This window comes from Altericroceibacterium endophyticum, from assembly GCF_009827595.1.
Classification (GTDB): Bacteria; Pseudomonadota; Alphaproteobacteria; order Sphingomonadales; family Sphingomonadaceae; genus Altericroceibacterium; species Altericroceibacterium endophyticum.
Map to the genome: position 1 here is coordinate 382,341 of NZ_WTYT01000004.1, position 21,206 is coordinate 403,546.

Genomic DNA, 21,206 nt, shown 5'->3' on the forward strand with positions numbered 1-21,206 from the left:
ACAAAACGAGACCCATCCGGAACGCGCAAAATCCACGATCAACGGCATTCCGCCAAAAATCGGACTTCAAAATCAGCGCTGAGCGAGGTTTCTGGCGGAGAGGGTGGGATTCGAACCCACGGTACGGTTGCCCGTACACTGCATTTCGAGTGCAGCGCATTCGACCTCTCTGCCACCTCTCCGCAAGGTGTGGAGTGCGTAAAACGCATCCGGTCGACGATTGAAGCGCCGCCGTTAGCGCACGGCCAGAGGCTTGCCAACCCCCTCCGTAAAAACGCCTGAAATTTATCTGTTCACCGGGAAAGCTTGCTCACCTGCTTCACGCGCCTATATTTAAGCTTATGGATCGTGCATTGTTTTATTCACCGCAAGCGGGCCGGAAGATCGACGCACCGCTCAACAGTTCGTCGCAATTCGGCATCGGAGATGTCGTGCGCCACCGACTGTTTGATTTTCGCGGCGTGGTTTTCGATATCGATCCTGTCTTCGCCAATAGCGAGGAATGGTATCAATCCATCCCCGATGACATGCGCCCGCGCAGGGACCAGCCCTTTTATCATTTGCTCGCAGAGAATGAGGATTCGTCTTATGTTGCCTATGTCAGCCAGGAAAATCTGGAAGGCGACAAGGAAGGCGGCCCGATCGACCATCCCAGCGTGGAAGAAATCTTCGAGGATTTCGATGCCGGGCGATATCGCCTGCGCCGCGACCTGACGCATTGATTCGGCGACTCCACGTCACTACCTAGGATTTTGTGACGCAAGCTGCTGTGTGCCGAGGCTGAGCAGGGCGGTTCAGCTTTTCAGCTTCCACCCGCTCTTGAGCAGACGATAACAGACAAAACCCAGCAAGAGGTTCAGCGCGCCGACCCCAAGCGCTGCGCCAAGCACGGCATGATTGGTGTTGCCGATATCGCTTTCACCGAGGAAGCCGAAGCGGAAGCCGGAGATCATGTAGAAAAACGGATTGAACCGGCTGATGGTCTGGAAAACTGGCGAGAGATTATCGATCACATAGAATGTGCCCGAAAGGAGCGAGAGCGGGGCGACCAGGAAATTGGTCACGGCAGCGTTGTGATCGAACTTTTCCGCCCACATGCTGGTGATCAGCCCCATCAAAGCCAGCATTGTCGACCCCATCAGACCGAACCAGACAATCGCCCAGGGGTGCGCGGCCATCACTTCCACAGCGGGCCACAGGAACATGGCCAGCGCAACCGCACCGCCAACCATCACGGCGCGGGTGATCGCTGCGGCGACAATGCCGATCATCAATTCGGCCTCGGTCAAAGGAGGCATGAGAATATCGATAATGGTGCCCTGGATCTTGCCCGCCAGCAGAGAAAAGCTCGAATTGGCGAAAGCGTTCTGCATCATTCCCATCATGATCAGGCCCGGCGCGACGAATGTGGCGAAGGGTACGCCAAGGATTTCACGCGTTCCGCGGCCCATCGCGACGGTGAAAATCACCAGAAACAGCAGGGTCGTGACCGCAGGAGCCCAAATCGTTTGGGTCTGCACCTTGAGAAATCGCCGGACTTCCTTCATATAGAGAGTCCACAAGCCGATCCGGTTGATGCCGGTTATCAGAGGCCGCCCTTTCGGGGGGAACCTGTTACCGGCCTGTTGGTCGGCGGCGACGAATTCGCTGGAGTCTGCCTTAGGGGCAGCATTTGCTTGCGCTTGATCAGCCATATAAGGGCGACTATCTTTCGCAGGCCCGGCTGGCAAGCATTGGTGCGGCCTGTCCGCAGAAATTGAGGTATTGAACTTTCATGAGTTGGACCGAAGAACGGATCGCAACGCTCGCCAAGATGTGGGAGGGCGGATCAACCGCCAGCCAGATCGCAGAGGAACTGGGTGGTGTATCCCGCAATGCCGTTATCGGCAAAGCCCACCGCCTTGGCCTGAAATCCCGCCCTTCCCCGGTGAAGTCAGGCGATAAAGCCAAGGGCAAACCCAAGGAAGCTGCCAAGAAGGCCAGCCCGCCAAAAGAAAAGGCTCCGGCGCCCAAGGCGGCGAAGCCCGCAGAGCCTGCCGCGCCCAAGCCCGCCGCCCCTGTGCGGCAGGAACCGGCTCAGGCTCCCGCGGTCAAGCCCGCTGCAGCCGCGCCTGCAGAAGACGGAGCGGAGGCTGCTCCGGCACCGAAGAGCCCACGCGTGGTTTCCGTCGGTCCCGGCGGCTTCTTGCGTCAGGGCCCCGGTGATCAGCAGCCGCCGATCCCGCCTGCGCCGCCGCGCCGTCTGGTGCCGGCCAAGCCAAGCCCGGAGATCTCTGACAAGACCAGCCTGCTGGATCTGAATGACCGCGTATGCCGCTGGCCCATGGGGCATCCGGGTGAACCGGATTTCCATTTCTGCGGTGAAAAGGTCAATCCCGGCTTCCCTTATTGCGTGGAGCATTGCGGACGGGCCTATCAGGCACAGCTGCCCCGTGGTGCGCGCCGTCCGCCCCCACCACTTCCCTTTGGCGGCCCGCGGGTTCGCTAATTGCTAGACGCTTAGAAAAAGCCTCGCTGAATTTTACATTCAGCGGGGCTTTTTTATGTCTGAGTTGAAAGCGGATCAGATTTTGCAGTGATAGCTTACCGCCATGTCCGGATCGCCGTGTCCATCATAGGTGGACACTGCCGGATAGGGACACAATTTGCGCTCCGCATTATCCAGCGCGCGCGCGGTGGCCGGGACCGAATCCGGTGTGTCATCGCCTTCAACCCATTTCACCAGCGGTGACAAAAGATCGAATTGATCGGGCGTCATAGCCCCGCCGCGGCAATGGCCCATGCCCGGGACCAGAAACAGCCGGCTGAAGGCCTGAGCCTGCTCCAGGCCACCTGCGCCCTCTGCCATGCGCTGATACCAATCAACTGTGTCCAGTGCCGAAAACCAAGGGTCGGCAGTGCCATGATACATCAGCATCTTGCCGCCGCGCGCGGTAAAGCTGTTCAGCATGGTAAAATCGTAAGAGTCCATCAGCCGCGCGCCCTGATCCGACATGGCAGCCAGATAGGCCGCATCGGTGTCAAAACTGCTATCCGTGCTGGCCGCCCCGAGGGGGGACGGTGCGTCGCTGGGCAAGAACCCCGGCAAACCGCCTACCTTTTCTCCGAACAATGCCGGGTCCATGGGAAACGCAGAATAAATCGGAACACCAGCGGAGGTTTTCGGTCCGGCAAATGCTGTCTTGAGCGCCTGCACCTGCGCGGGAGCGAGACAGCTTTCACTGTTCGTGTCACCGCCGCACTGCAGTTTTGCAGGATCGAAGTCGCATTTCGTCATGGCAAAGATCATACCGTCCTGCAGACCGTCGGCTGCATCGCATTGCTCCAGCACGGCGGTTTGCAGGGATAGACGCTGCGCCGGAGAGAACAGCTGCGCCGCATGGTCAGCGCCCAGCCCGGTTTCTTCGGCAGCGCGGTTGAATGCCGCCTGCGCATTGGCCAGCGCCATATTGCTGCGCCCGGTCCGCATCGCCGGTGCGCCCGAGACGACACCATCAAATTCGAAGGGGAAACGCTGCGCCGCGACCATCGCTTCACGCCCGCCGGTCGAACAGCCAACCAGATAGGAATGGTCAGGACGGCGGCCATAATGCGCAGCAATGATGCTCTTTGCTGTCTGGGTGACGCGGCCCACCGCATTATAGGCGAAATCCAGCATCGCCTGCTGATTGCCGGTGAAGGCGAAATCAAACACTTCCCCCTGATGGCCACTATCGGTCGAAGCAACGGCGAAACCTCTGGCCAGAGCCGGTGCATCGCCCGCAGCCTGCGTGCCGAGTGGAGGGCGCACGACGCCGTTCAGGCCCCCTCCCCCCTGAAAGAGGTAGCGCCCATTCCAATTATCCGGCAGCGCAACGGCAAAGCGAATGCCATATTCGGTACCATCGGGCCCGATGCGGCGATTCAATATCCCTTCGACCTTGCAATAGGCGGGCATGGCCATGCCATTGGTCGCACCGGAGAATGGGTCCAGAGTAAGTTCGCCAGCCGCAGCCGCCGCTACGCGCTGTGTCGCGGTGATTTCAAGATCACCGCGCAGATTGGTCATCGCAGCAAGGGCGGAACAGGCATTGGGCGCCTGCCGGCTATCCTCTTGCAAATTGGCGCCGCTCTGTGCGGTGGACGCCGTGCTGGCAAAGGCGATCGCTGCCGTGCCGATCGTCAGACAAATCTTGCTCTTCATGGCTTACTCTCCCCCTGTGATTTACCCTGCCGACACTGCGGCCTCCCCGCCTTCCCGCTGAGGGAAAGTTCGGGGAACGGCCGCCGATTCAGCATTAAGGCATCATTCGTCGCGAAACTGTCCGAAATCGGGCGCTTCCTCTTTGCGATCGGGTGTTGCGGCGAGCACGGCTTCCGCTCTGGCACGCATGCCATCCTTATAGAAGCCATGCGTGACGATATATGTCTGATCGGCCAGAATACCGTCTGCCACGAGCCGGCCAGCTTCTTCTGGCTCCATCCAATTATCGCCGACAATGCGCCGCGACAGCTTCTTCTCTGACGCCTGATAGCCGCTGCCTTCAACCAGATGTGTTGGTCGGTTCTGCTGCGTTTCATGGATGTTGGATTTCACTGGGCCGGGCAGCAGGATCGACACGCCAATGTTCTTTTCCGCCAGTTCGGGCTTCACTGCTTCGCAATAATGGCACACCGCGGCCTTGCTCGCCCCATAGATCGCCATGAAGGATGGCATCACCACTTCCGCCGCCAGGCTGGCGGTGGAGACGATATGGCCACCGCGGCCATGAGCGATCATCTGCGGCAGAAATTCGACAAATCCGTTGATAACGCCGCCAACATTCACACCGAAGCCGAAATCATAATCGGCATAGGTCGCCTCCAGCACCGGCCCTTCCGGCCCCACTCCGGCATTGTTGACCAGGATATCCACGCCGCCGAATTCATCCTGCATCCGCTGGGCGGCTTCGCGATAGGCTTCCCGGTTGGTGACATCGAGCTGCAGCGCGCTGACTGCATTGGATTTGTCGCCGCCCGCAAAACTGGCCAGCGCGTCATCAATATGATCCTGCCGCAAATCTGCGAGGACCACCTGAGCGCCGCGTTCAACAAGTATTTTCGCTATGCCGAGACCAATACCGCTGGCGCCGCCAGTGATAAACGCAGTTTTGCCTTCAAACGTCGTAATTGCCATGCATTCTCTCTCATTTTTTACCTGCCCGGTGGCGGGCAGTGTTTGGTGCTGTATGAAAGGCGTGATGACTGGCCGCAAGTATTAAACGAGGAACACATATGCCAATTTCACTGCATGCAGCACTTGTCCCGAGCTGGCTCCAGATCCTCGGATCACTCAACACCTTGATCGATAAGGCCGAGGCCAGCGATTTTACCGAGGAAGCCATCGTCCAGCAAAGGCTGATCGATGATATGCTACCCTTTGCCTATCAGGTCAAAAGCGCGGTGGTTCATAGTCAGGGCGCCATTGAAGGCGTTCGCAAAGCGGTATTTTCACCGGATATGACCCCGCCGCCCGCGAGTTTCGCTGCCATGCGCAATCAGATCAGCGGAGCCATCCATTTTCTTCAAAATGTCGACGAGGCAGAAATGGAAGGCTTCATTGGTGCGCCCATGCGCTTCGAAATCGGCGAAAAGAGAATTGATTTTACGGCAGAAAACTTCCTGCTCAGCTTTTCCCAACCCAATTTCTATTTTCACGCGACCACGGCCTATGACGTGCTGCGAATGATTGGCGTTCCGGTCGGCAAACTGGACTATCTGGGCGCTTTACGCATAGTAGGCTGAAACTCTACAACTGATGGAAGGGCGCGCGCCCTTCCATCCGGCATAACAAAATAACGGGCCCACCTTGATGTATCGCGTTCTGACTTATGGAGCCGCGCTGGCGGCTCTGACCCTACCCGGTATTGCCCATGCAGAGATTCCACCAGCAGTCCGCGCCATGCTGGATGCCGCAATCGCCACTGGCGACCGGGCGAAGATCGCGACGGTCTTCGAAATCGCCGAAGCAACATATCCCGGCGAGAAGGACGAGCTCAGCGCGCTTCATGATGCATTTCTTGATCAGACAAAGCGTTCCGCCAGCCTTGCCGCGAAGAAGAAGGAAGCCCGGATACGCTCCGCCAGCCTGATCGACATGTGGTCAGGCGAAGGGCAGATCGGCGCCTTGCGTGAAACCGGCAACAGCGAGTCACTGGGCCTGACGGCCGGCGTGAAGATGCAGCGCACCGGCATAGACTGGCGTCACAAGCTGCATTTCCTGTTCGATTATCAAAGCACCAATGGAGAAACCACGCGCGAGCAATATCTCGCATCCTATGAACCGCAATATCAGCTGAAGGGCGAATTGTTCTTCATCTTCGGCCTCGCCCAGTTCGAAAGCGATCAGTTCCAGGGCTATGACTCGCGCTACTCGGTCTCGGGCGGTGCCGGCTACCGCATCGTCGACAGCGATGATTTGCAATTGTCTGTTCAGGCAGGACCGGCATGGCGGCGCACCGATTTCACCGATGGGGATGAAGAATCCGTGCTGACCGGTCTTGCCGCGCTCAACATGGATTGGAAGATCAACGACCGCGTGACCCTGAAGCAAGATGCGGACGCCTATCTGCGTTCGGAGAATACGACACTCAGTTCGACGACCTCTCTGGAGGCTGCTCTCGGCGGCGCCTTGTCTGCGCGTGCATCCTACGCGGTGGAATATGCAACGGCACCGCCGGACGGGTCGGTAACCACGGATACGCTCACCCGCTTCACGCTCGTCTATGGCTTCTGACAGCGTAGAAACCCATTTTCCCGTTTATTTTCCAGTGATTAAAGAGTAACACCGATGTTACTAGTACCACTTTTTAGTGATTTTTATCCAAGTTAAAGTAAGCGTGCCAATCAGCCTCCGGGATAAATTGAGCAACTATCATGATCAATAGTGAGCACGAGAGATTAAGACTGGAAGCCGTTCGTCGCCATAATATTTTGGATACGCCGCCGGACGGCACGTATGACGCTCTGGCTGAACTGGCCATGCGGATGCTGGATTGCGCAGCCGGTGTCGTAAGCATTGTCGACAGTAATCGTATCTGGCTTAAATCGCACCCCGGCCTTGATGTGGATGAACTTGAACGTGACGATGGCCTGTGCGCCTCGGCTGTTTTGCAGGATGGGCCCTGGATTGTCGAAAATGCAGCGGTGGATCCGCGCACTTTGACCAACCCGCTTGTTGCCGGTGAGCTGGGCCTCCGATTTTATGCTGGCATCCCTTTAAGAACGGCAGAAGGCTTCAATCTGGGCATGTTGGCCGTGGTCGACACCAAACCGCGCTCTCTGACCGGTCAGGAGCTCTATAATCTCAAATTGATCGCCCGGGTGGTGGTCGAATTGCTGGAACTGCGAGTGGCCGCCCGCTCGGAAGCCGCCGAAGCGCGGCAGGTTAATCATTGAACTTCAGCAATTGCCCCTTCCGCGTCAGCATCACCTGATTGACGACCGGGAAAGGCTGTGCCCCAAATACGATCGCCTCATACATGATCAGGCCTGCATCCTGCAGATCGACTGCAGTAGCCAGGAATTGCTTGTCCGACACCTCAACTGAAAGATCGGCCGGGCTAACATCCGCGCTATTGGGCCAGATGCCCTGAAGATAACGGATAAAGGCGCGCCGAGTTACGGCGACAGAATCATCACCCTCTCGGTCTTTAGCCAGATCCTTGCGCGGGGGTGCCATGCTCTTGCGGTTCTTCCCAATCTCTGCCGCACCTATTGTCACTCAAGTCCGGACCCGGACTATTTCATGGCAATAGTGATGAGACGAAGGACGTGCTTACAGCCAACCGATTATATAAAAGTTAACGCACGATAATGCGCCTCATCCGCAAGACCAACTGATTAAAAATCTGAATTTTGCACGAAAAAGGGGCTGCGGAACCCATGGTCCCGCAGCCCCTTTTCTTGCTCGACGTGACGAGTTTAGTCGTCGTCTTTGAGGAACGCCGGCATATGATCGGGGTTACCCCCTTCTTTGCCGCCTTCATTTTCGTCACGGTTGCGATTGCCGCCACCGCCGCTGCGGCGCGGACCACGGCCACGACGGTCGCCGCCACGATCACCACGGTCACCACGATCACCGCGGGGCTCACGCTTTTCGCGCGGTTCGCGCGCCGGACGCGTATCTTCCAGCTCTTCGCCAGTTTCCTGATCAACAACCCGCATCGACAGGCGGACCTTGCCGCGATTATCGATTTCGAGAACCTTGACCTTAACTTCCTGGCCTTCGGAAACGACATCAGTCGGCTTTTCAACGCGCTCGTTCTTCATTTCGGACACGTGGACGAGACCGTCCTTGCCGCCCATGAAGTTCACGAATGCACCGAAATCAACGATGTTGACGACCTTGCCGGTGTAGACCTTGCCGACTTCGGCTTCTTCAACGATGCCTTCGATCCACTTCTTCGCCGCTTCGATCTGCGAAACGTCGGAAGAGCTGATCTTGATGATGCCTTCATCATCGATATCGACCTTGGCGCCGGTTTCCGCGACGATTTCACGGATGACCTTGCCGCCCGTGCCGATTACGTCACGGATCTTCGACTTGTCGATATTGATCGTTTCAATGCGCGGAGCATGCGCGGACAGTTCGGTCCGTGCGGAGCCGAGAGCCTTCTGCATTTCACCAAGGATGTGCGCACGGCCGGCTTTTGCCTGTTCCAGTGCCTTGCCCATGATTTCCTGCGTGATGCCGGCAACCTTGATGTCCATCTGCATCGTGGTGATGCCAGCTTCCGTACCGGCCACCTTGAAGTCCATGTCGCCGAGGTGATCTTCGTCACCCAGAATGTCGGACAGCACGGCGAATTCGTCACCTTCGAGGATCAGACCCATGGCGATACCGGAAACCGGACGTTCGATCGGAACGCCAGCATCCATCATCGACAGACAGCCACCGCAAATCGTCGCCATAGAGCTGGAGCCGTTGGACTCGGTGATGTCTGACAGGATGCGGATCGTGTAAGGGAAGTCTTCCTTGCTCGGCAGAACCGGATGCAGGGCGCGCCATGCCAGCTTACCATGGCCGATTTCACGGCGACCAGGGGCGCCGAAACGGCCAACTTCACCCACCGAGTAAGGCGGGAAGTTATAGTGCAGCATGAAGTTCGAGTAGCTCAGGCCTTCCAGCCCGTCAATCATCTGCTCGCTTTCCTTGGTGCCCAGCGTGGTGGTGCAGATCGCCTGCGTTTCACCGCGGGTGAACAGCGCCGAACCATGCGTGCGCGGCAGGAAACCAACCATGCCTTCGATCGGGCGAACCTGATCGAGCTTACGGCCGTCAATCCGGGAACCGTCCTTCAGGATGGCGCCGCGAACAATGTCGGCTTCGAGCTTCTTGACGGCCTTGCCGGCAGTCATCTGCTTCTGGCCATCGGCATCGGCGAAATGTTCTTTCGCCTTCGCACGAGCAGCGTTCAGCGCTTCGCTACGGGCAGACTTGTCGGTCAGCTTGTAAGCGGCAGCAATATCGTCACCGATCAGACCGCGCAGTTCTTCCTTCAGAGCCGCCTTGTCATCCGACAGGTCGATTTCCCAAGGTTCCTTAGCAGCTTGCTCAGCCAGCTTGATAATCGCCTGGACAACCTGCTGGTTTGCCTTGTGGGCAAACATCACGGCGCCGAGCATGTCTTCTTCCGTCAGCTCCTTGGCTTCGGATTCGACCATCATCACGGCATCATGCGTGCCGGCAACAACCAGATCGAGTGTGCCTTCGGCCAGCGCAGTTTCCTGCTTCGGGTTGAGCACATATTCACCGTCGATCATGCCGACGCGGCAACCGGAGATCGGGCCCATGAAGGGAACGCCCGAAATGGTCAGCGCAGCCGATGCGGCGATCATCGCCACAATGTCAGCTTCGGTTTCGCCATCATAGGACAGAACCTGACAGATGACGTTGATTTCGTTGTAGAAACCTTCAGGGAAGAGCGGACGCACCGGGCGGTCGATCAGACGGCTGGTGAGTGTTTCCTTCTCGGTAGCGCCGCGTTCGCGCTTGAAGAAGCCACCGGGAATACGACCGGCGGAAGAGAATTTTTCCTGGTAATGGACGGTGAGCGGGAAGAAATCCTGGCCCTCTTTCACCGATTTCGCAGCAGTGACTGCGCACAGAACCACGGTTTCGCCATAAGTGGCGAGGACCGCGCCGTCAGCCTGACGGGCAATGCGGCCGGTTTCGAGAGTGAGGGTTTTGCCGCCCCACTCCAGCGATACGGTTTTGGTATCAAACATAATAATCCTTCGTGAACCCGCGCGGCCCTATTGCGGCGCGGGGCCTACTGTTTGCCGGAGTAATCCGTTCCGGCCCGGTATGGGGCTGGTTACGCCCCAGGGCGACTTTGCCGAATTGCAAAATCATGCCCTTAAAAGCAAAACGGCTCCCCGAGGGGAGCCGTAAGCTGCCTTACTTACGCAGACCCAGTTTCTGGATCAGTGCGTTATAACGCTCGACATCTTTTTTCTTGAGATAAGCGAGCAAAGTGCGGCGTTGATTGACCAGCATCAGAAGACCACGACGGGAATGGTTGTCCTTGTGGTGATCCTTGAAGTGTTCGGTCAGGTTGCGAATACGTTCGGTAAGGATTGCAACCTGCACTTCGGGAGAACCGGTATCGCCATCCTGACGGGCGTGTTCTTTAACCAGTTCCTGCTTCTTCTCAGCGGTAATCGACAATATATTTACTCCGCGACATCCGGTAAATTGAATCCCCTGACGACTTTCGCCATCCCCTGTTCAAGCTCAACCAGCGCAACCGGGACATTGTCCCTGTGCGCCCAATAAAGCCCGTCGGGTTCGGGGCATCCGGTCAACACACGGCCCTGACGGACCGCCACTACCGCTTCCGGATCGAGCGCCAAGGCCGGGATGTCGTCCAGCCCTGCCCTCAGCGGCAGAATTATCTCTTCGAGAGGCGCGCCCTTACCGATTTCGTTCAATTTGTCTAGCGAAATCGACTGCTTCTCGGTGAAGGGGCCGGCTTTCAACCGGCGCAACATCGTGACATGGCCGACCGTATCAAGCGCCAGAGCGATGTCCCGTGCGAGTGACCGTATATAGGTTCCCTTGGATACCATGGCAACCAAAGTGACCGAATCCAGCAGGTCATCCGAAGCCGTTTCATCGCCGCTTTGCAGCACCAGCGAATGGATGGTCACCGCCCGCTTCTTCAGCGCCACATCCTCACCCGCACGGGCGAGTTCATAGGCCCGCTTGCCATTCACCTTCAACGCGGAATAGGCAGGCGGAACCTGCTCTATCGCCCCGGTAAAGCGCGGCAGGATAGCGCTGAGTTGCGCTGCGGAGGGACGGATATCGCTCTGCGCGACGACATCCCCTTCTGCATCCAGCGTTTCAGTCTGCTCTCCGAATTTCACCGTAAAGGCGTAAATCTTGCTGGCATCCAGCATCCGGCCACACAGCTTGGTCGCTTCCCCCACCGCAATGGGCAGCACGCCCTCCGCCAGCGGGTCCAGCGTTCCGCCATGGCCGACCTTGTATTTCTTGCCATGGCCCGCTTCACGCAGATTGCGCTTCACCGCTGCCACAGCCTGAGTCGAGCCAAGCCCGACCGGCTTGTCGAGAATGATCCAGCCATGCGGTTCCATGTCAGCCCCCCGCCACCATGCGGGCGAGCCCCAGGAACTGGTCGATAACCCAGGCAACCGGCGGCAGGACGACATTTTCGATAATTCCGCTGCCGGGGAAGAAATAAGGGATCACCAGCAGGATCAGGAAGACGATGCCAAATCCAAGCGGGCGCAGCTTGCGATAAGTTTGCGCCGCAGATGGAGGCAGCAGGCCTTCGACAATATGCGAGCCATCAAAGGGCGGAATCGGCAGCAAGTTAAAGAATGCCAGAAACACATTGATCATGATGAAATAATTGAGCGTCAGCCCGATATATTGCCCAAATGCTTCCGGCGGAGCGGTCAGGGTGGAAGCGTAAACCCCCAAAGCCACCGCGCCGATGGCGGCCATAACCAGATTGGAAAGCGGCCCGGCTGCGGCCACTGCCATCATGCCATAGCGCGGATTGTTCAGCCGCCCCTGCATCACAGGAACCGGCTTCGCCCACCCGAACACCGGCATGCCGGCAACAGCCAGCATGCCCGGCACCACCAGCGTGCCAACCGGGTCGACATGGCGAATGGGGTTCAGCGTCAGACGGCGACGTTCCTTGGCAGTGGGATCACCCAGCGCCAGCGCCGTCCAGCCATGTGCTACTTCGTGAAAAACAATTGCGATCACCAGACAGGGGATCAGCGCCAGAGCGGTAAGCAGCGTTTCATTCATGATGGTGGATCAGATAGGCGCTGCGTCCTGCGAAACCAATGGCCCCGCCTAACTTATCTATGCCCAGCTCATCCATGAAAGCTCAGCGCTTCGCAAAAATGGCGCCGACACAATGCGACATAACGATCATTGCCGCCGATTTCGGTCTGCGCGCCAGCCTTCACCGGCGCGCCGTCGTCATCAACACGCAGATTCATCGCCGCCTTGCGTCCGCAATAACAGACCGCCTTCAGTTCAACCAAGGCGTCGGCAATGCCCAGCAATACCGCAGAACCGGAAAACAGCTCGCCCTGAAAATCCGTGCGCAGGCCGTAACACAGCACCGGAATATTCGCTTCATCGGCGAGCCGGGCCAATTGCCAGACCTGCTCACGGGTCAAAAATTGTGCCTCGTCCACCAGCACGCAGGCAATAGGCTGGGCTGCTTGAGCCGCCTTCACCGCCTCCCACAAATTGGTGGTTTCGCGAAACAGATGCGCGCCTGCCTCCAGCCCGATCCGGCTAAAAATCGGCTGCCCTTGTGAGCGGTCATCCAGCGCGGCGGTCCACAGCATGGTGCCCATCCCGCGTTCGCGGTAATTGAAGTCGGCCTGCAGAAGCGTGGTCGATTTGCCAGCATTCATGCTGGCATAATAGAAATAGAGCTTGGCCATGCTCCTTCTAGTCTTCGTTATCTTCCAGATCGCGCGCAACCTTCGGATCGTTCAACAATTGCTCGATCCGTCCTGCCTCTTCAAAACTCTCATCCGCCATGAAGCGCAGCTTGGCAGCGTATTTGAGCTTGAGCGAATTGGCGACTTCACGCTGAAAATAGGCTGTGTTTTGTTGCAGCGCCTTCAGAACAGCCGCTTCATCTTGCCCCAGCAAAGGCTTCACATAGACCTTGGCCATGCGCAGATCGGGCGACATGCGCACTTCGGTGACTGATACGTTATGCGCGCTGATCGTTTCATCATGCACCTGACCACGCATCAGGATTTCCGACAGCACATGGCGCACGCGTTCGCCGACTTTCAGCAGACGAACAGATTGTTCTTCATTGGTATTTTGCGGGCGAACCATCATTCAATCCATCATTATTGTCTGTTGCGATCCGACTTGCAGGCATCGCTTTGTATCTGCCGCTATAGGCGGAATATTTCGGAAGTGCGAGGGCAGCAGCATTCGGCGAGCCGGACCAGCCAAAACCACTGGAATGGTCGGACTGGCAATGCCTAAGCCCCCCTTTATGCCGGCATCTTGGCAAGAATACGCTTCAGCGAACTGATGTTGCGCGCGGTGTTGCGCGTATCCAACCGCCGTTCGATAAACGGTCCGGTCAGACGGCTGCGCCCGACACCTTCGACATAGTCCACGAATAACGCCTTCGTCCCAAGCGCCAACCGTTCCGGCCCGCGCTCACTATAGACGTCCACCATCGCATCGAATTGTTCCTGCGAGGGCTGCATTTCGAGAAAATGCGTATGCACCTGCTTTTCATCACCATCCGCCGCGAAGGGGTTTTCCTCGATTGCAGTGCGCAGCTGATCACGCGTGAGGACGAGTGCCAGACAATCTATGTCGAAATGCTCCTGCATCACGTAAGCAAGCTTGTCATTCAGCCCTTCAACGGGGCGTTCTTCATGGGTAAAGAGCACATTGCCGCTGGCGATGACGGTTTCGACATTCTCGAAATCCTCGCGCTCCATCGCGTCACGAAGATCCGTCATCTTCAGGCGGTTTCCACCGACGTTAACACTGCCGAACAAGGCGATATAGTGCATGGCTTCGTGGCCCTTCCAGACAAACAAACGGGCCAGGAAATCCCGGCCCGTTCGCATTTAACCTGGCAAACGCATTACAGGGTGCGTTCGCGTTCCTCGACTTCGAAGACTTCCAGCATATCGCCTGCCTTGATGTCGTTCGTGTCTTCGAGCACCACACCACATTCCAGACCAGCGCGGACTTCCGCAACATCGTCCTTGAAGCGGCGCAGCGAAGCGATCGTCGTTTTCGATACGATAACATCGTCGCGCGTAAGACGGGCGAAGAGGCCTTTGCGAATGGCGCCTTCTTCGACCAGCAGACCAGCCGCCTTGTCCTTCTTGCCAGCAGGGAAGACCTGCTTGACCTCGGCACGACCAACCACGTTTTCGATCCGGAGCGGCCCGAGTTCGCCAGCCATTTCCTTCGCGATCTCTTCGGTCAGGTGATAGATGACATCATAATACATCATCCGCACCTTCTCGCGTTCAATCATCTGGCGAGCCTTGGCGTTGGGACGCACATGGAACCCGACGATCGGCGCGTTACTGGCTGCGGCCAGCGTAACGTCACTTTCGGTAATCGCACCGACACCCGAATGCAGCACGCGCACCTTGATGTCATCATTCGAAAGATTGTTCAGCGCGGCCACGATGGCTTCCACCGAGCCCTGCACGTCAGCTTTCACCAACAGTGGGAATTCGATCGTATCGCTCTTGAGGTTGGAGAACATCGCATCGAAATTGGCCGGCGTCGCCGCAGTACGCTGCGAATGGGCCTTTTCACTACGATATTCCGAAACTTCACGGGCACGCTGTTCGTTCTCGACAACGGTCAGCTGATCGCCAGCATTGGGAACACCGCCCAGACCCAGCACTTCGACCGGTGATGACGGGCCAGCTTCCTTAACCTGCTTGCCCTTGTCATCAATCATCGCACGGACCTTGCCGCTCTGCGTGCCGACGACGAACACATCGCCGCGCTTCAAGGTACCACGTGTGATGAGAACAGATGCAACCGGGCCGCGGCCCTTATCCAGCTGCGCTTCAATCACCGTACCTTCAGCGGCGCGATCGGGGCGTGCCTTCAGCTCAAGCAATTCTGCCTGCAGCATGATCTTGTCGATCAGATCGTCCAGGCCCGTTCCGGCCTTGGCCGAAACTTCCACATCCTGCACATCGCCCGACATTTCCTCGACGATGACTTCATGTTCCAGCAGCCGTTCCCGGATTTTCTTCGGGTTGGCTTCCGGCTTGTCGCATTTGTTGATTGCCACGATCATCGGAACGCCAGCGGCCTTCGTGTGATTGATCGCTTCGATCGTCTGCGGCATGATTCCGTCATCAGCAGCCACCACCAGAATGACGATATCCGTCACATTGGCACCGCGTGCACGCATTTGCGTGAAGGCTTCATGGCCCGGCGTATCGAGGAAGGTCAGCTTCTGCTTGTTCTTCGTCGTGATCTGATAGGCGCCGATATGCTGCGTGATCCCGCCGCTTTCACCGCGAACCACATCGGTACCCCGCAAGGCATCGAGCAGAGAGGTCTTGCCGTGATCGACATGGCCCATGATCGTAACGACCGGTGCACGGTCCTTCAGCGTTTCTTCGGGATCGACATCATCAGCCGTGTCGATATCGACATCGCTTTCGGAAACACGCTGGATCCGGTGGCCGAAATCTTCGACCAGCAGCTCAGCCGTATCCTGATCAATCGTCTGATTGACGGTGACCATCATGCCCATATTGAACAGCGCCTTCACTAGGTCGGCGCCCTTCTCAGCCATACGATTGGCGAGTTCCTGAACCGTGATGGCTTCAGGGACGATCACGTCACGTGCCTGTTTCTCGCGCTGGCGCGGCTTGTTGCCACCCTGCGAACGACGTTCTTTCTCACGCGCCCGTTTCAGAGCTGCGAGTGAACGTGCGCGTGCACCTTCATCTTCATTCAGCGCCTTATTGACGGTAAGCTTACCACCGCGGCGGCGATCGGCCTTGTCACCGCGCGCAGGCGCGGCATTGCCAGCCTTCTTGGCGGCTTCTTTCTTCTTTTCGGGCTTTTTCGGCTCAGGACGCTGAACCGGCGTAAAGCGGCGGGGAGCAGGTTTTGCTTCCGCCTCATCGCCCGTGGATTCGCCCTTCGCCTGATCCGTTGCATCAGCTGTCTCAGCCTTGGCCTCTTCAGCAGCTTTCTCCGCAGCCGGTTGAGCAGCGGTTTCGGCTGACTTGGCAGGTTCTTCCTGAACCGCTTCCGGTTCGACCTTTTCAACCTTCTCGGCAGCCTGCTTTTCAGCTTCCTGGGCCTTCTTGGCTTCTTCCTCGGCCTTGCGATTTTCTTCAGCGCGGCGTTTTTCTTCTTCCGCCTTGCGCTGACGCTCATCTTCTTCGCGGCGGCTGGTTTCTTCCATCGCGGCGAGGCGTGCTTCTTCTGCTTCACGCAGCAGCTGAGCCTGCATCTCGCGGCGACTTTCCGCACTTACCGGGCGCTTGGCAGCTGGCTTGGGCACAGGCTTCGGTTTCGGCGCAGGCGCCGGGGTTGCCGCCGGAGCAGTGTCCGCTGCGGGCGTAGATGCCGTTTCAGAGGGCGCAGGCGCAGGCGCGGGCGCAGCTTCACCAGCTTCGCCCGGCTTCGTCACTTTACGGCGACGCTTTACCTCGACCGCGACCTTGTTGGTGCGACCGTGACTGAAGGTCTGTTTGACCTCGCCAGCGTCGACCGAGCGCTTCAGCCCCAGAGGCTTGCGGCCGCGCGTCGGTTTGGTTTCGTTATCGCTCATACGCCTCTATTACCCTTCGTATTCTCTATTCGTCGTCGCCGCAGTTCCCGGATCGGTCATCGCTGCCGCCCGGTTTCCGTCATTCCCAAAAGCCACTTCCGTCGCTTTCGTATAATTCAGCAAGCGCTGGAGCAGTGTCTGTGCCCGCTCGGCTGAAAATCGATCAGCCAGCGCCATATGGACGACATTATCGCGCCCCAATGCCACAGACAGGGTCGCGCGGTCCAGTGGTAGACAGATTCCCGTCAAACCGGAACCTTCGGCATCCATACCAACACGGAAGGCCTGGTCCAGCTTCTTTGTTCCGTCTTCGCCCGCATCGCTGGCGTGATAGAGAGCGGATACGCGCCCCATTCGCGCCTGATCGGCAATACGGTCTGACCCCAAGATAAGACGTCCGGCGCGCATTTCGAGTCCCAGTCGCTGACAAAAACTGTGCCGCAGCGCATCCTCGATCCGCTGTGGCAGGTCTTCGGGAATCGAAAAGCTGCTTTGTTTGAAGGCGCGGGCAAGTGCGGCACGCAGCCGCCCCTTTTCCATCGCCGCCGTCAATTCTGCCCGGCTCACGCCAATCCAGGCACCGCGCCCCGGCGCACGCGCCAGCGGATCGGGCCAGATCACATCATCCGGCGATAACGCCAGACGCACCAAGCGGTCACGCGGCGCGACATCGCCGGTGAGGACACAGCGGCGCTCGGGCGCAGCTTGCGCTGCACCCTTGGCCTCAGAGATGTCGGAGCTCAGCGGTTCATTGTGAGGATTCCGCATCGGCGGCCTCCTCTATGGCAGAGGCACCGGACGTAGCCGCCGGAGTCTCTTCATCATCATCAAACCAGTGCGCACGGGCAGCCATGATAATTTCATTGCCCTGCTCTTCACTGAGACCGAATGTCCCCAGCACACCGCCGCGATCTTCGGGACGCTGGCCGCGCGTACGCGGACCAGCATCATTGCGGCGCTTGGGTGCCTCGCGTTTCTTGGCGATCAGCTCATCCGTGGCGAGATCCGCCAGATCGTCGAGCGTCTTGATCCCCGCCTTGCCCAGCATGACCAGCATCTGTTCGTTCAGATGCGGCAGCTCGGCCAGATCATCTTCAACGCCCAATTCACGGCGCTGCCCGCGATAGTTTTCTTCCTGACGCTCCAGCGCTTCGCGTGCACGCGACTGTAGCTCTTCGGCCAGATCTTCGTCGAAGCCTTCGATCGCAGCAAGTTCAGCCAGTTCGACATAAGCGACTTCTTCCAGTTCGGCGAAGCCTTCGGCCACCAGCAACTGGGACAGCGTTTCATCGACATCCAGCTCTTCTTCGAAGACGCGTGAGCGCTCGGAGAATTCTTTCTGCCGCTTCACCGAGGCTTCTTCCTCGGTCATGATGTCGATCTGGCTGGCTGTGAGCTGGCTGGCCAGACGAACATTCTGACCGCGGCGACCAATCGCCAGCGATAGCTGATCATCGGGCACAACAACTTCGATGCGGCTGTCATCTTCATCGATGACCACGCGGCTGACCGTTGCCGGCTGCAGCGCGTTGACGATGAAGGTCGCCGTATCTTCACTCCAGGGAATGATGTCGATCTTTTCGCCCTGCAGTTCCTGCACAACGGCCTGAACGCGGCTCCCCTTCATGCCGACACAGGCGCCGACAGGATCGATCGAGCTGTCATGGCTGATCACGCCGATCTTGGCGCGGCTGCCCGGATCGCGGGCAGCGGCCTTGATTTCGATGATGCCATCGTAAATCTCAGGAACTTCCTGTGCGAAAAGCTTACGCATGAAATCGGGATGCGCGCGCGACAGGAAGATCTGCGGACCGCGATTGTTACGCTCCACCTTCATGATGATCGCACGGATGCGTTCGCCCACACGGGCGGCTTCACGCGGGATCTGCTGATCGCGGCGGATAACGCCTTCGGCGCGGCCGAGATTGACGATCACATGGCCGAATTCGACCGATTTGATCACCCCGGTAATAACTTCACCGGAACGGTCCTTGAACTCGTCATACTGCCGCTCACGCTCTGCATCGCGGACCTTCTGGAAGATCACCTGCTTGGCGCTCTGTGCGTCAATCCGGCCGAGATCGACAGGAGGCAGCGGATCGACGATGAAATCGCCCAGCTTCGCGCCATCCTGCAGCTTCTCAGCCTGCTTCAGATCGACCTGTTTGAAATAGTCTTCGACTTCTTCGACCACTTCGACGACCCGCCACAGACGAAGATCGCCCGTATTGGGGTCGAGCTTGGCACGAATATCGTTTTCTGCGCCATAACGGCTGCGCGCGGATTTCTGGATCGCTTCTTCCATCGCTTCGATAACGATCGACTTGTCGATCATTTTTTCCGAAGCGACCGAGTTGGCGATCGCGAGCAATTCAGCCTTATTGGCGGAAATCGGACTGGCCATCAGTCGTCTGCCTTTTCTTCTGCGGGAATATCTTCGATTTCTTCAATTTCGTCGGCGCCGGTCATGTCGAGCGGCTTCGTCGCGGCAATCAGATCATTGGTCAGCATCAGCTTCGCGGAATGGATCGCCGCATAGGGGACCTCCACCGCGCCAGCCTTGCGATCCTCGATCGTCACGACGTTATCTTCAATACCCTTGAGCTGGCCGTGCAGATTGCGTTTTCCGTCAATCTTCTCAGCCAGTGAAATACGTGCTTCATGCCCAGCCCAATTGGCAAAATCCTTCGGCCGGGTCAGCGGGCGATCGATGCCAGGAGAGCTCACTTCGAGATGATAGGCCCCCTCGACCAATTCCTCGCCCTGCTCTTCAATTTCATCGATACGCTTCGAAATGCGGCGTGACAGCTCCATGCATTGTTCAACGATCAGCTGCCCCGTTGCCGGGTCTTCCGCCATAATCTGCAAAGCCCGTTCGTCGTCCGCCCCGGTCAGCTTTACGCGCACGAGTTCGAAGCCCAGAGCTTCCGTCTCGGGTGCGATCACTTCGGTCAAACGCGTCAAATCGGCCATGCAGTCTCCATATTGCGCCAATCATGTGACATAGCGGTTTCGGGCCGGCCCCGCTTTGGCGCCAGCACCAGACTTTGTTGTCACAATGTCGGGATTGCGTTCGTATAAGCGATTCCCATTGAAATGCAAGACAGTGTGCCAAACAGACCTTCTGGCAGGCCGTCACGCATTTACAGCCAGCATCTTATATAGACTGCCGAGAGAAACACGCCTCTCCAAATAATGCGCCTATTCGTCGATCAGCCCATGTTTGCGAATGCAATGGCGCAATTGATCATATGTCAGGCCGAGCGATTTTGCGGTCTGTCGCTGGTTCCAGCGATGCCGACCCAGCGCATGTTCGAGAATAGTGCGCTCATGTGCCTCCACTGCGCCGCGCAAATCATCCACCTTGTCCAGATCGATGGCCGCAGGCGAAGCTGAATGGCCAGTGCCGCCCTGCCCAACAGCCAGCGGTCCGACGGATTTGTTGGCGTGACCGGATGCGGAACCGGGCGAAGGCGTTGGGCTGGGCATCCACGGTGAATCGAAGGGGTCGAACACCACATGGCCAATCGGCTCCACCCAATCGCCCCAGCGATAGACAGCGCGCTCCACCACATTGCGCAATTCACGGACATTCCCCGGCCAGGGATATTCCTCCAATTGCTCCGCCACATGCGCTGCAAAGCCGGGCCAACGCTCCCAATCCAGCTCTGCCGCCATGCGCCGGCCGAAGAAATCAGCCAGCACTTCAATATCACCCTCCCGCACACGCAAGGGCGGCAGGGTGACAACATCGAAACTCAAACGATCGAGCAAATCCGGGCGAAACCGCCCCTCCCGCGCCAGCGCAGGCAGATTTTCATTGGTCGCCGCCACAATTCGCACATCAACGCGGATCGGGCGGGAGGACCCGATCCGATTAACCTCCCCATATTCGACTGCGCGCAACAACCGCTCCTGTGCGCCCATGGAAAGGGTTGCCAGCTCATCCAGAAACAAGGTGCCGCGATCCGCCTCTTCAAATCGGCCAGCACGCGCCTTGGTCGCCCCGGTAAAAGCCCCCGCCTCATGACCGAACAGCTCAGCCTCGATCAGCGTTTCGGGCAAGGCCGCGCAATTCATGGTAACGAGAGGTTCGTCCCAGCGGGTGGACAAGCGGTGCAAGCGCTCGGCAATCAGCTCCTTGCCGGTTCCGCGCTCCCCGATCACCAGAACAGGCCGCCGCATAGGCGCGGCCTGACTGGCGCGCTCCATCGCGTCGAGGAAGGGGCCAGACTGACCGACAAATTGATTTCCGCGCTCCATTCCCAATATATAGTGAAATTCACCAAGCCTTGGCAAGAATTACCGACAGCGGATTCAAAGTAGCCCCAAATATCGCCTTTTTCTGCTGATTTTCAGTTTTGGCACAGCCTT

At 58.1% G+C, this 21,206-nt stretch carries 21 protein-coding genes and 1 tRNA gene; 5 read left to right on the top strand and 17 right to left on the bottom strand.

What is annotated here, in order from left to right:
• Positions 1-92: 92 nt before the first annotated feature.
• Positions 93-182 (bottom strand) — tRNA-Ser (locus GRI91_RS10970).
• Between the two features lie 159 nt (positions 183-341).
• Between GRI91_RS10970 and hspQ the strand changes: the two genes are divergently transcribed.
• Positions 342-722 (top strand): heat shock protein HspQ, encoded by a 381-nt coding sequence (hspQ, locus tag GRI91_RS10975; protein ID WP_160736705.1) that lies wholly within the window; start codon positions 342-344, stop codon positions 720-722.
• Between the two features lie 72 nt (positions 723-794).
• Here hspQ and GRI91_RS10980 read toward each other — a convergent pair whose 3' ends face one another.
• Positions 795-1,694: an ABC transporter permease gene (locus tag GRI91_RS10980; protein WP_160736706.1), complete on the bottom strand. Its 900-nt coding sequence runs from the start codon at positions 1,692-1,694 to the stop codon at positions 795-797.
• An 80-nt stretch (positions 1,695-1,774) separates the two neighbouring features.
• Between GRI91_RS10980 and GRI91_RS10985 the strand changes: the two genes are divergently transcribed.
• A complete protein-coding gene (locus GRI91_RS10985) occupies positions 1,775-2,488 on the top strand; it encodes a GcrA family cell cycle regulator (RefSeq protein WP_160736707.1) in 714 nt (237 codons plus the stop codon).
• Positions 2,489-2,563: 75 nt separating this feature from the next.
• Here the strand turns inward: GRI91_RS10985 and GRI91_RS10990 are convergent, their stop codons facing one another.
• Both GRI91_RS10990 and GRI91_RS10995 read right to left on the bottom strand, forming a co-directional pair.
• On the bottom strand, positions 2,564-4,183 hold the full coding sequence (locus GRI91_RS10990) for a tannase/feruloyl esterase family alpha/beta hydrolase (RefSeq protein ID WP_160736708.1): 1,620 nt from the start codon (positions 4,181-4,183) through the stop codon (positions 2,564-2,566).
• A 102-nt stretch (positions 4,184-4,285) separates the two neighbouring features.
• Positions 4,286-5,155, bottom strand: coding sequence for an SDR family NAD(P)-dependent oxidoreductase (locus tag GRI91_RS10995; RefSeq protein WP_160736709.1), 870 nt, complete (start codon positions 5,153-5,155; stop codon positions 4,286-4,288).
• Positions 5,156-5,253: 98 nt separating this feature from the next.
• Between GRI91_RS10995 and GRI91_RS11000 the strand changes: the two genes are divergently transcribed.
• The 3 genes from GRI91_RS11000 (at position 5,254) to GRI91_RS11010 (ending at position 7,416) form a co-directional block, all read left to right on the top strand.
• A complete protein-coding gene (locus GRI91_RS11000) occupies positions 5,254-5,763 on the top strand; it encodes a DUF1993 domain-containing protein (RefSeq protein ID WP_160736710.1) in 510 nt (169 codons plus the stop codon).
• Positions 5,764-5,830: 67 nt separating this feature from the next.
• Positions 5,831-6,754, top strand: coding sequence for a DUF481 domain-containing protein (locus GRI91_RS11005; protein ID WP_160736711.1), 924 nt, complete (start codon positions 5,831-5,833; stop codon positions 6,752-6,754).
• 140 nt (positions 6,755-6,894) lie between these two features.
• Complete coding sequence (locus GRI91_RS11010) at positions 6,895-7,416, top strand: GAF domain-containing protein (RefSeq protein WP_160736712.1); 522 nt, start codon at positions 6,895-6,897, stop codon at positions 7,414-7,416.
• Here GRI91_RS11010 and GRI91_RS11015 read toward each other — a convergent pair.
• The 13 genes from GRI91_RS11015 to pspF all read right to left on the bottom strand — a co-directional run bounded on the left by GRI91_RS11015 (position 7,406) and on the right by pspF (position 21,095).
• The gene (locus GRI91_RS11015) at positions 7,406-7,699 is read right to left on the bottom strand and encodes a hypothetical protein (RefSeq protein ID WP_160736713.1); all 294 of its coding nucleotides are present in this window, start codon (positions 7,697-7,699) and stop codon (positions 7,406-7,408) included. The genes GRI91_RS11010 and GRI91_RS11015 overlap by 11 nt on opposite strands.
• Positions 7,700-7,941: 242 nt before the next feature.
• Positions 7,942-10,248, bottom strand: a complete 2,307-nt coding sequence (gene pnp, locus GRI91_RS11020; protein ID WP_160736714.1) for a polyribonucleotide nucleotidyltransferase — start codon at positions 10,246-10,248, stop codon at positions 7,942-7,944.
• A gap of 172 nt (positions 10,249-10,420) precedes the next feature.
• On the bottom strand, positions 10,421-10,690 hold the full coding sequence (gene rpsO, locus GRI91_RS11025; RefSeq protein ID WP_160736715.1) for a 30S ribosomal protein S15: 270 nt from the start codon (positions 10,688-10,690) through the stop codon (positions 10,421-10,423).
• Between the two features lie 5 nt (positions 10,691-10,695).
• Positions 10,696-11,622 carry a tRNA pseudouridine(55) synthase TruB gene (gene truB / locus GRI91_RS11030; RefSeq protein WP_160736716.1) on the bottom strand — a complete coding sequence of 309 codons (927 nt, stop codon included), beginning with the start codon at positions 11,620-11,622 and terminating at the stop codon, positions 10,696-10,698.
• A gap of 1 nt (position 11,623) precedes the next feature.
• Positions 11,624-12,310, bottom strand: coding sequence for a site-2 protease family protein (locus tag GRI91_RS11035; RefSeq protein ID WP_160736717.1), 687 nt, complete (start codon positions 12,308-12,310; stop codon positions 11,624-11,626).
• Positions 12,311-12,378: 68 nt separating this feature from the next.
• The gene (locus GRI91_RS11040) at positions 12,379-12,963 is read right to left on the bottom strand and encodes a thymidine kinase (protein WP_160736718.1); all 585 of its coding nucleotides are present in this window, start codon (positions 12,961-12,963) and stop codon (positions 12,379-12,381) included.
• A 7-nt stretch (positions 12,964-12,970) separates the two neighbouring features.
• Positions 12,971-13,372 carry a 30S ribosome-binding factor RbfA gene (rbfA, locus tag GRI91_RS11045; RefSeq protein WP_160736788.1) on the bottom strand — a complete coding sequence of 134 codons (402 nt, stop codon included), beginning with the start codon at positions 13,370-13,372 and terminating at the stop codon, positions 12,971-12,973.
• Positions 13,373-13,536: 164 nt separating this feature from the next.
• A complete protein-coding gene (locus tag GRI91_RS11050) occupies positions 13,537-14,073 on the bottom strand; it encodes a DUF1697 domain-containing protein (protein ID WP_160736789.1) in 537 nt (178 codons plus the stop codon).
• Between the two features lie 74 nt (positions 14,074-14,147).
• A complete protein-coding gene (infB, locus tag GRI91_RS11055) occupies positions 14,148-16,832 on the bottom strand; it encodes a translation initiation factor IF-2 (RefSeq protein WP_160736719.1) in 2,685 nt (894 codons plus the stop codon).
• Positions 16,833-16,841: 9 nt separating this feature from the next.
• On the bottom strand, positions 16,842-17,600 hold the full coding sequence (locus GRI91_RS11060; protein ID WP_160736720.1) for a DUF448 domain-containing protein: 759 nt from the start codon (positions 17,598-17,600) through the stop codon (positions 16,842-16,844).
• Complete coding sequence (gene nusA, locus GRI91_RS11065) at positions 17,581-19,236, bottom strand: transcription termination factor NusA (protein WP_160736721.1); 1,656 nt, start codon at positions 19,234-19,236, stop codon at positions 17,581-17,583. The genes GRI91_RS11060 and nusA overlap by 20 nt, the downstream gene beginning before the upstream one ends.
• Positions 19,236-19,805, bottom strand: a complete 570-nt coding sequence (gene rimP / locus GRI91_RS11070) for a ribosome maturation protein RimP (RefSeq protein ID WP_160736722.1) — start codon at positions 19,803-19,805, stop codon at positions 19,236-19,238. Before rimP ends, nusA begins: the two co-directional genes overlap by 1 nt.
• A gap of 228 nt (positions 19,806-20,033) precedes the next feature.
• Positions 20,034-21,095, bottom strand: coding sequence for a phage shock protein operon transcriptional activator (gene pspF, locus GRI91_RS11075; RefSeq protein ID WP_160736723.1), 1,062 nt, complete (start codon positions 21,093-21,095; stop codon positions 20,034-20,036).
• Positions 21,096-21,206: the final 111 nt, after the last annotated feature.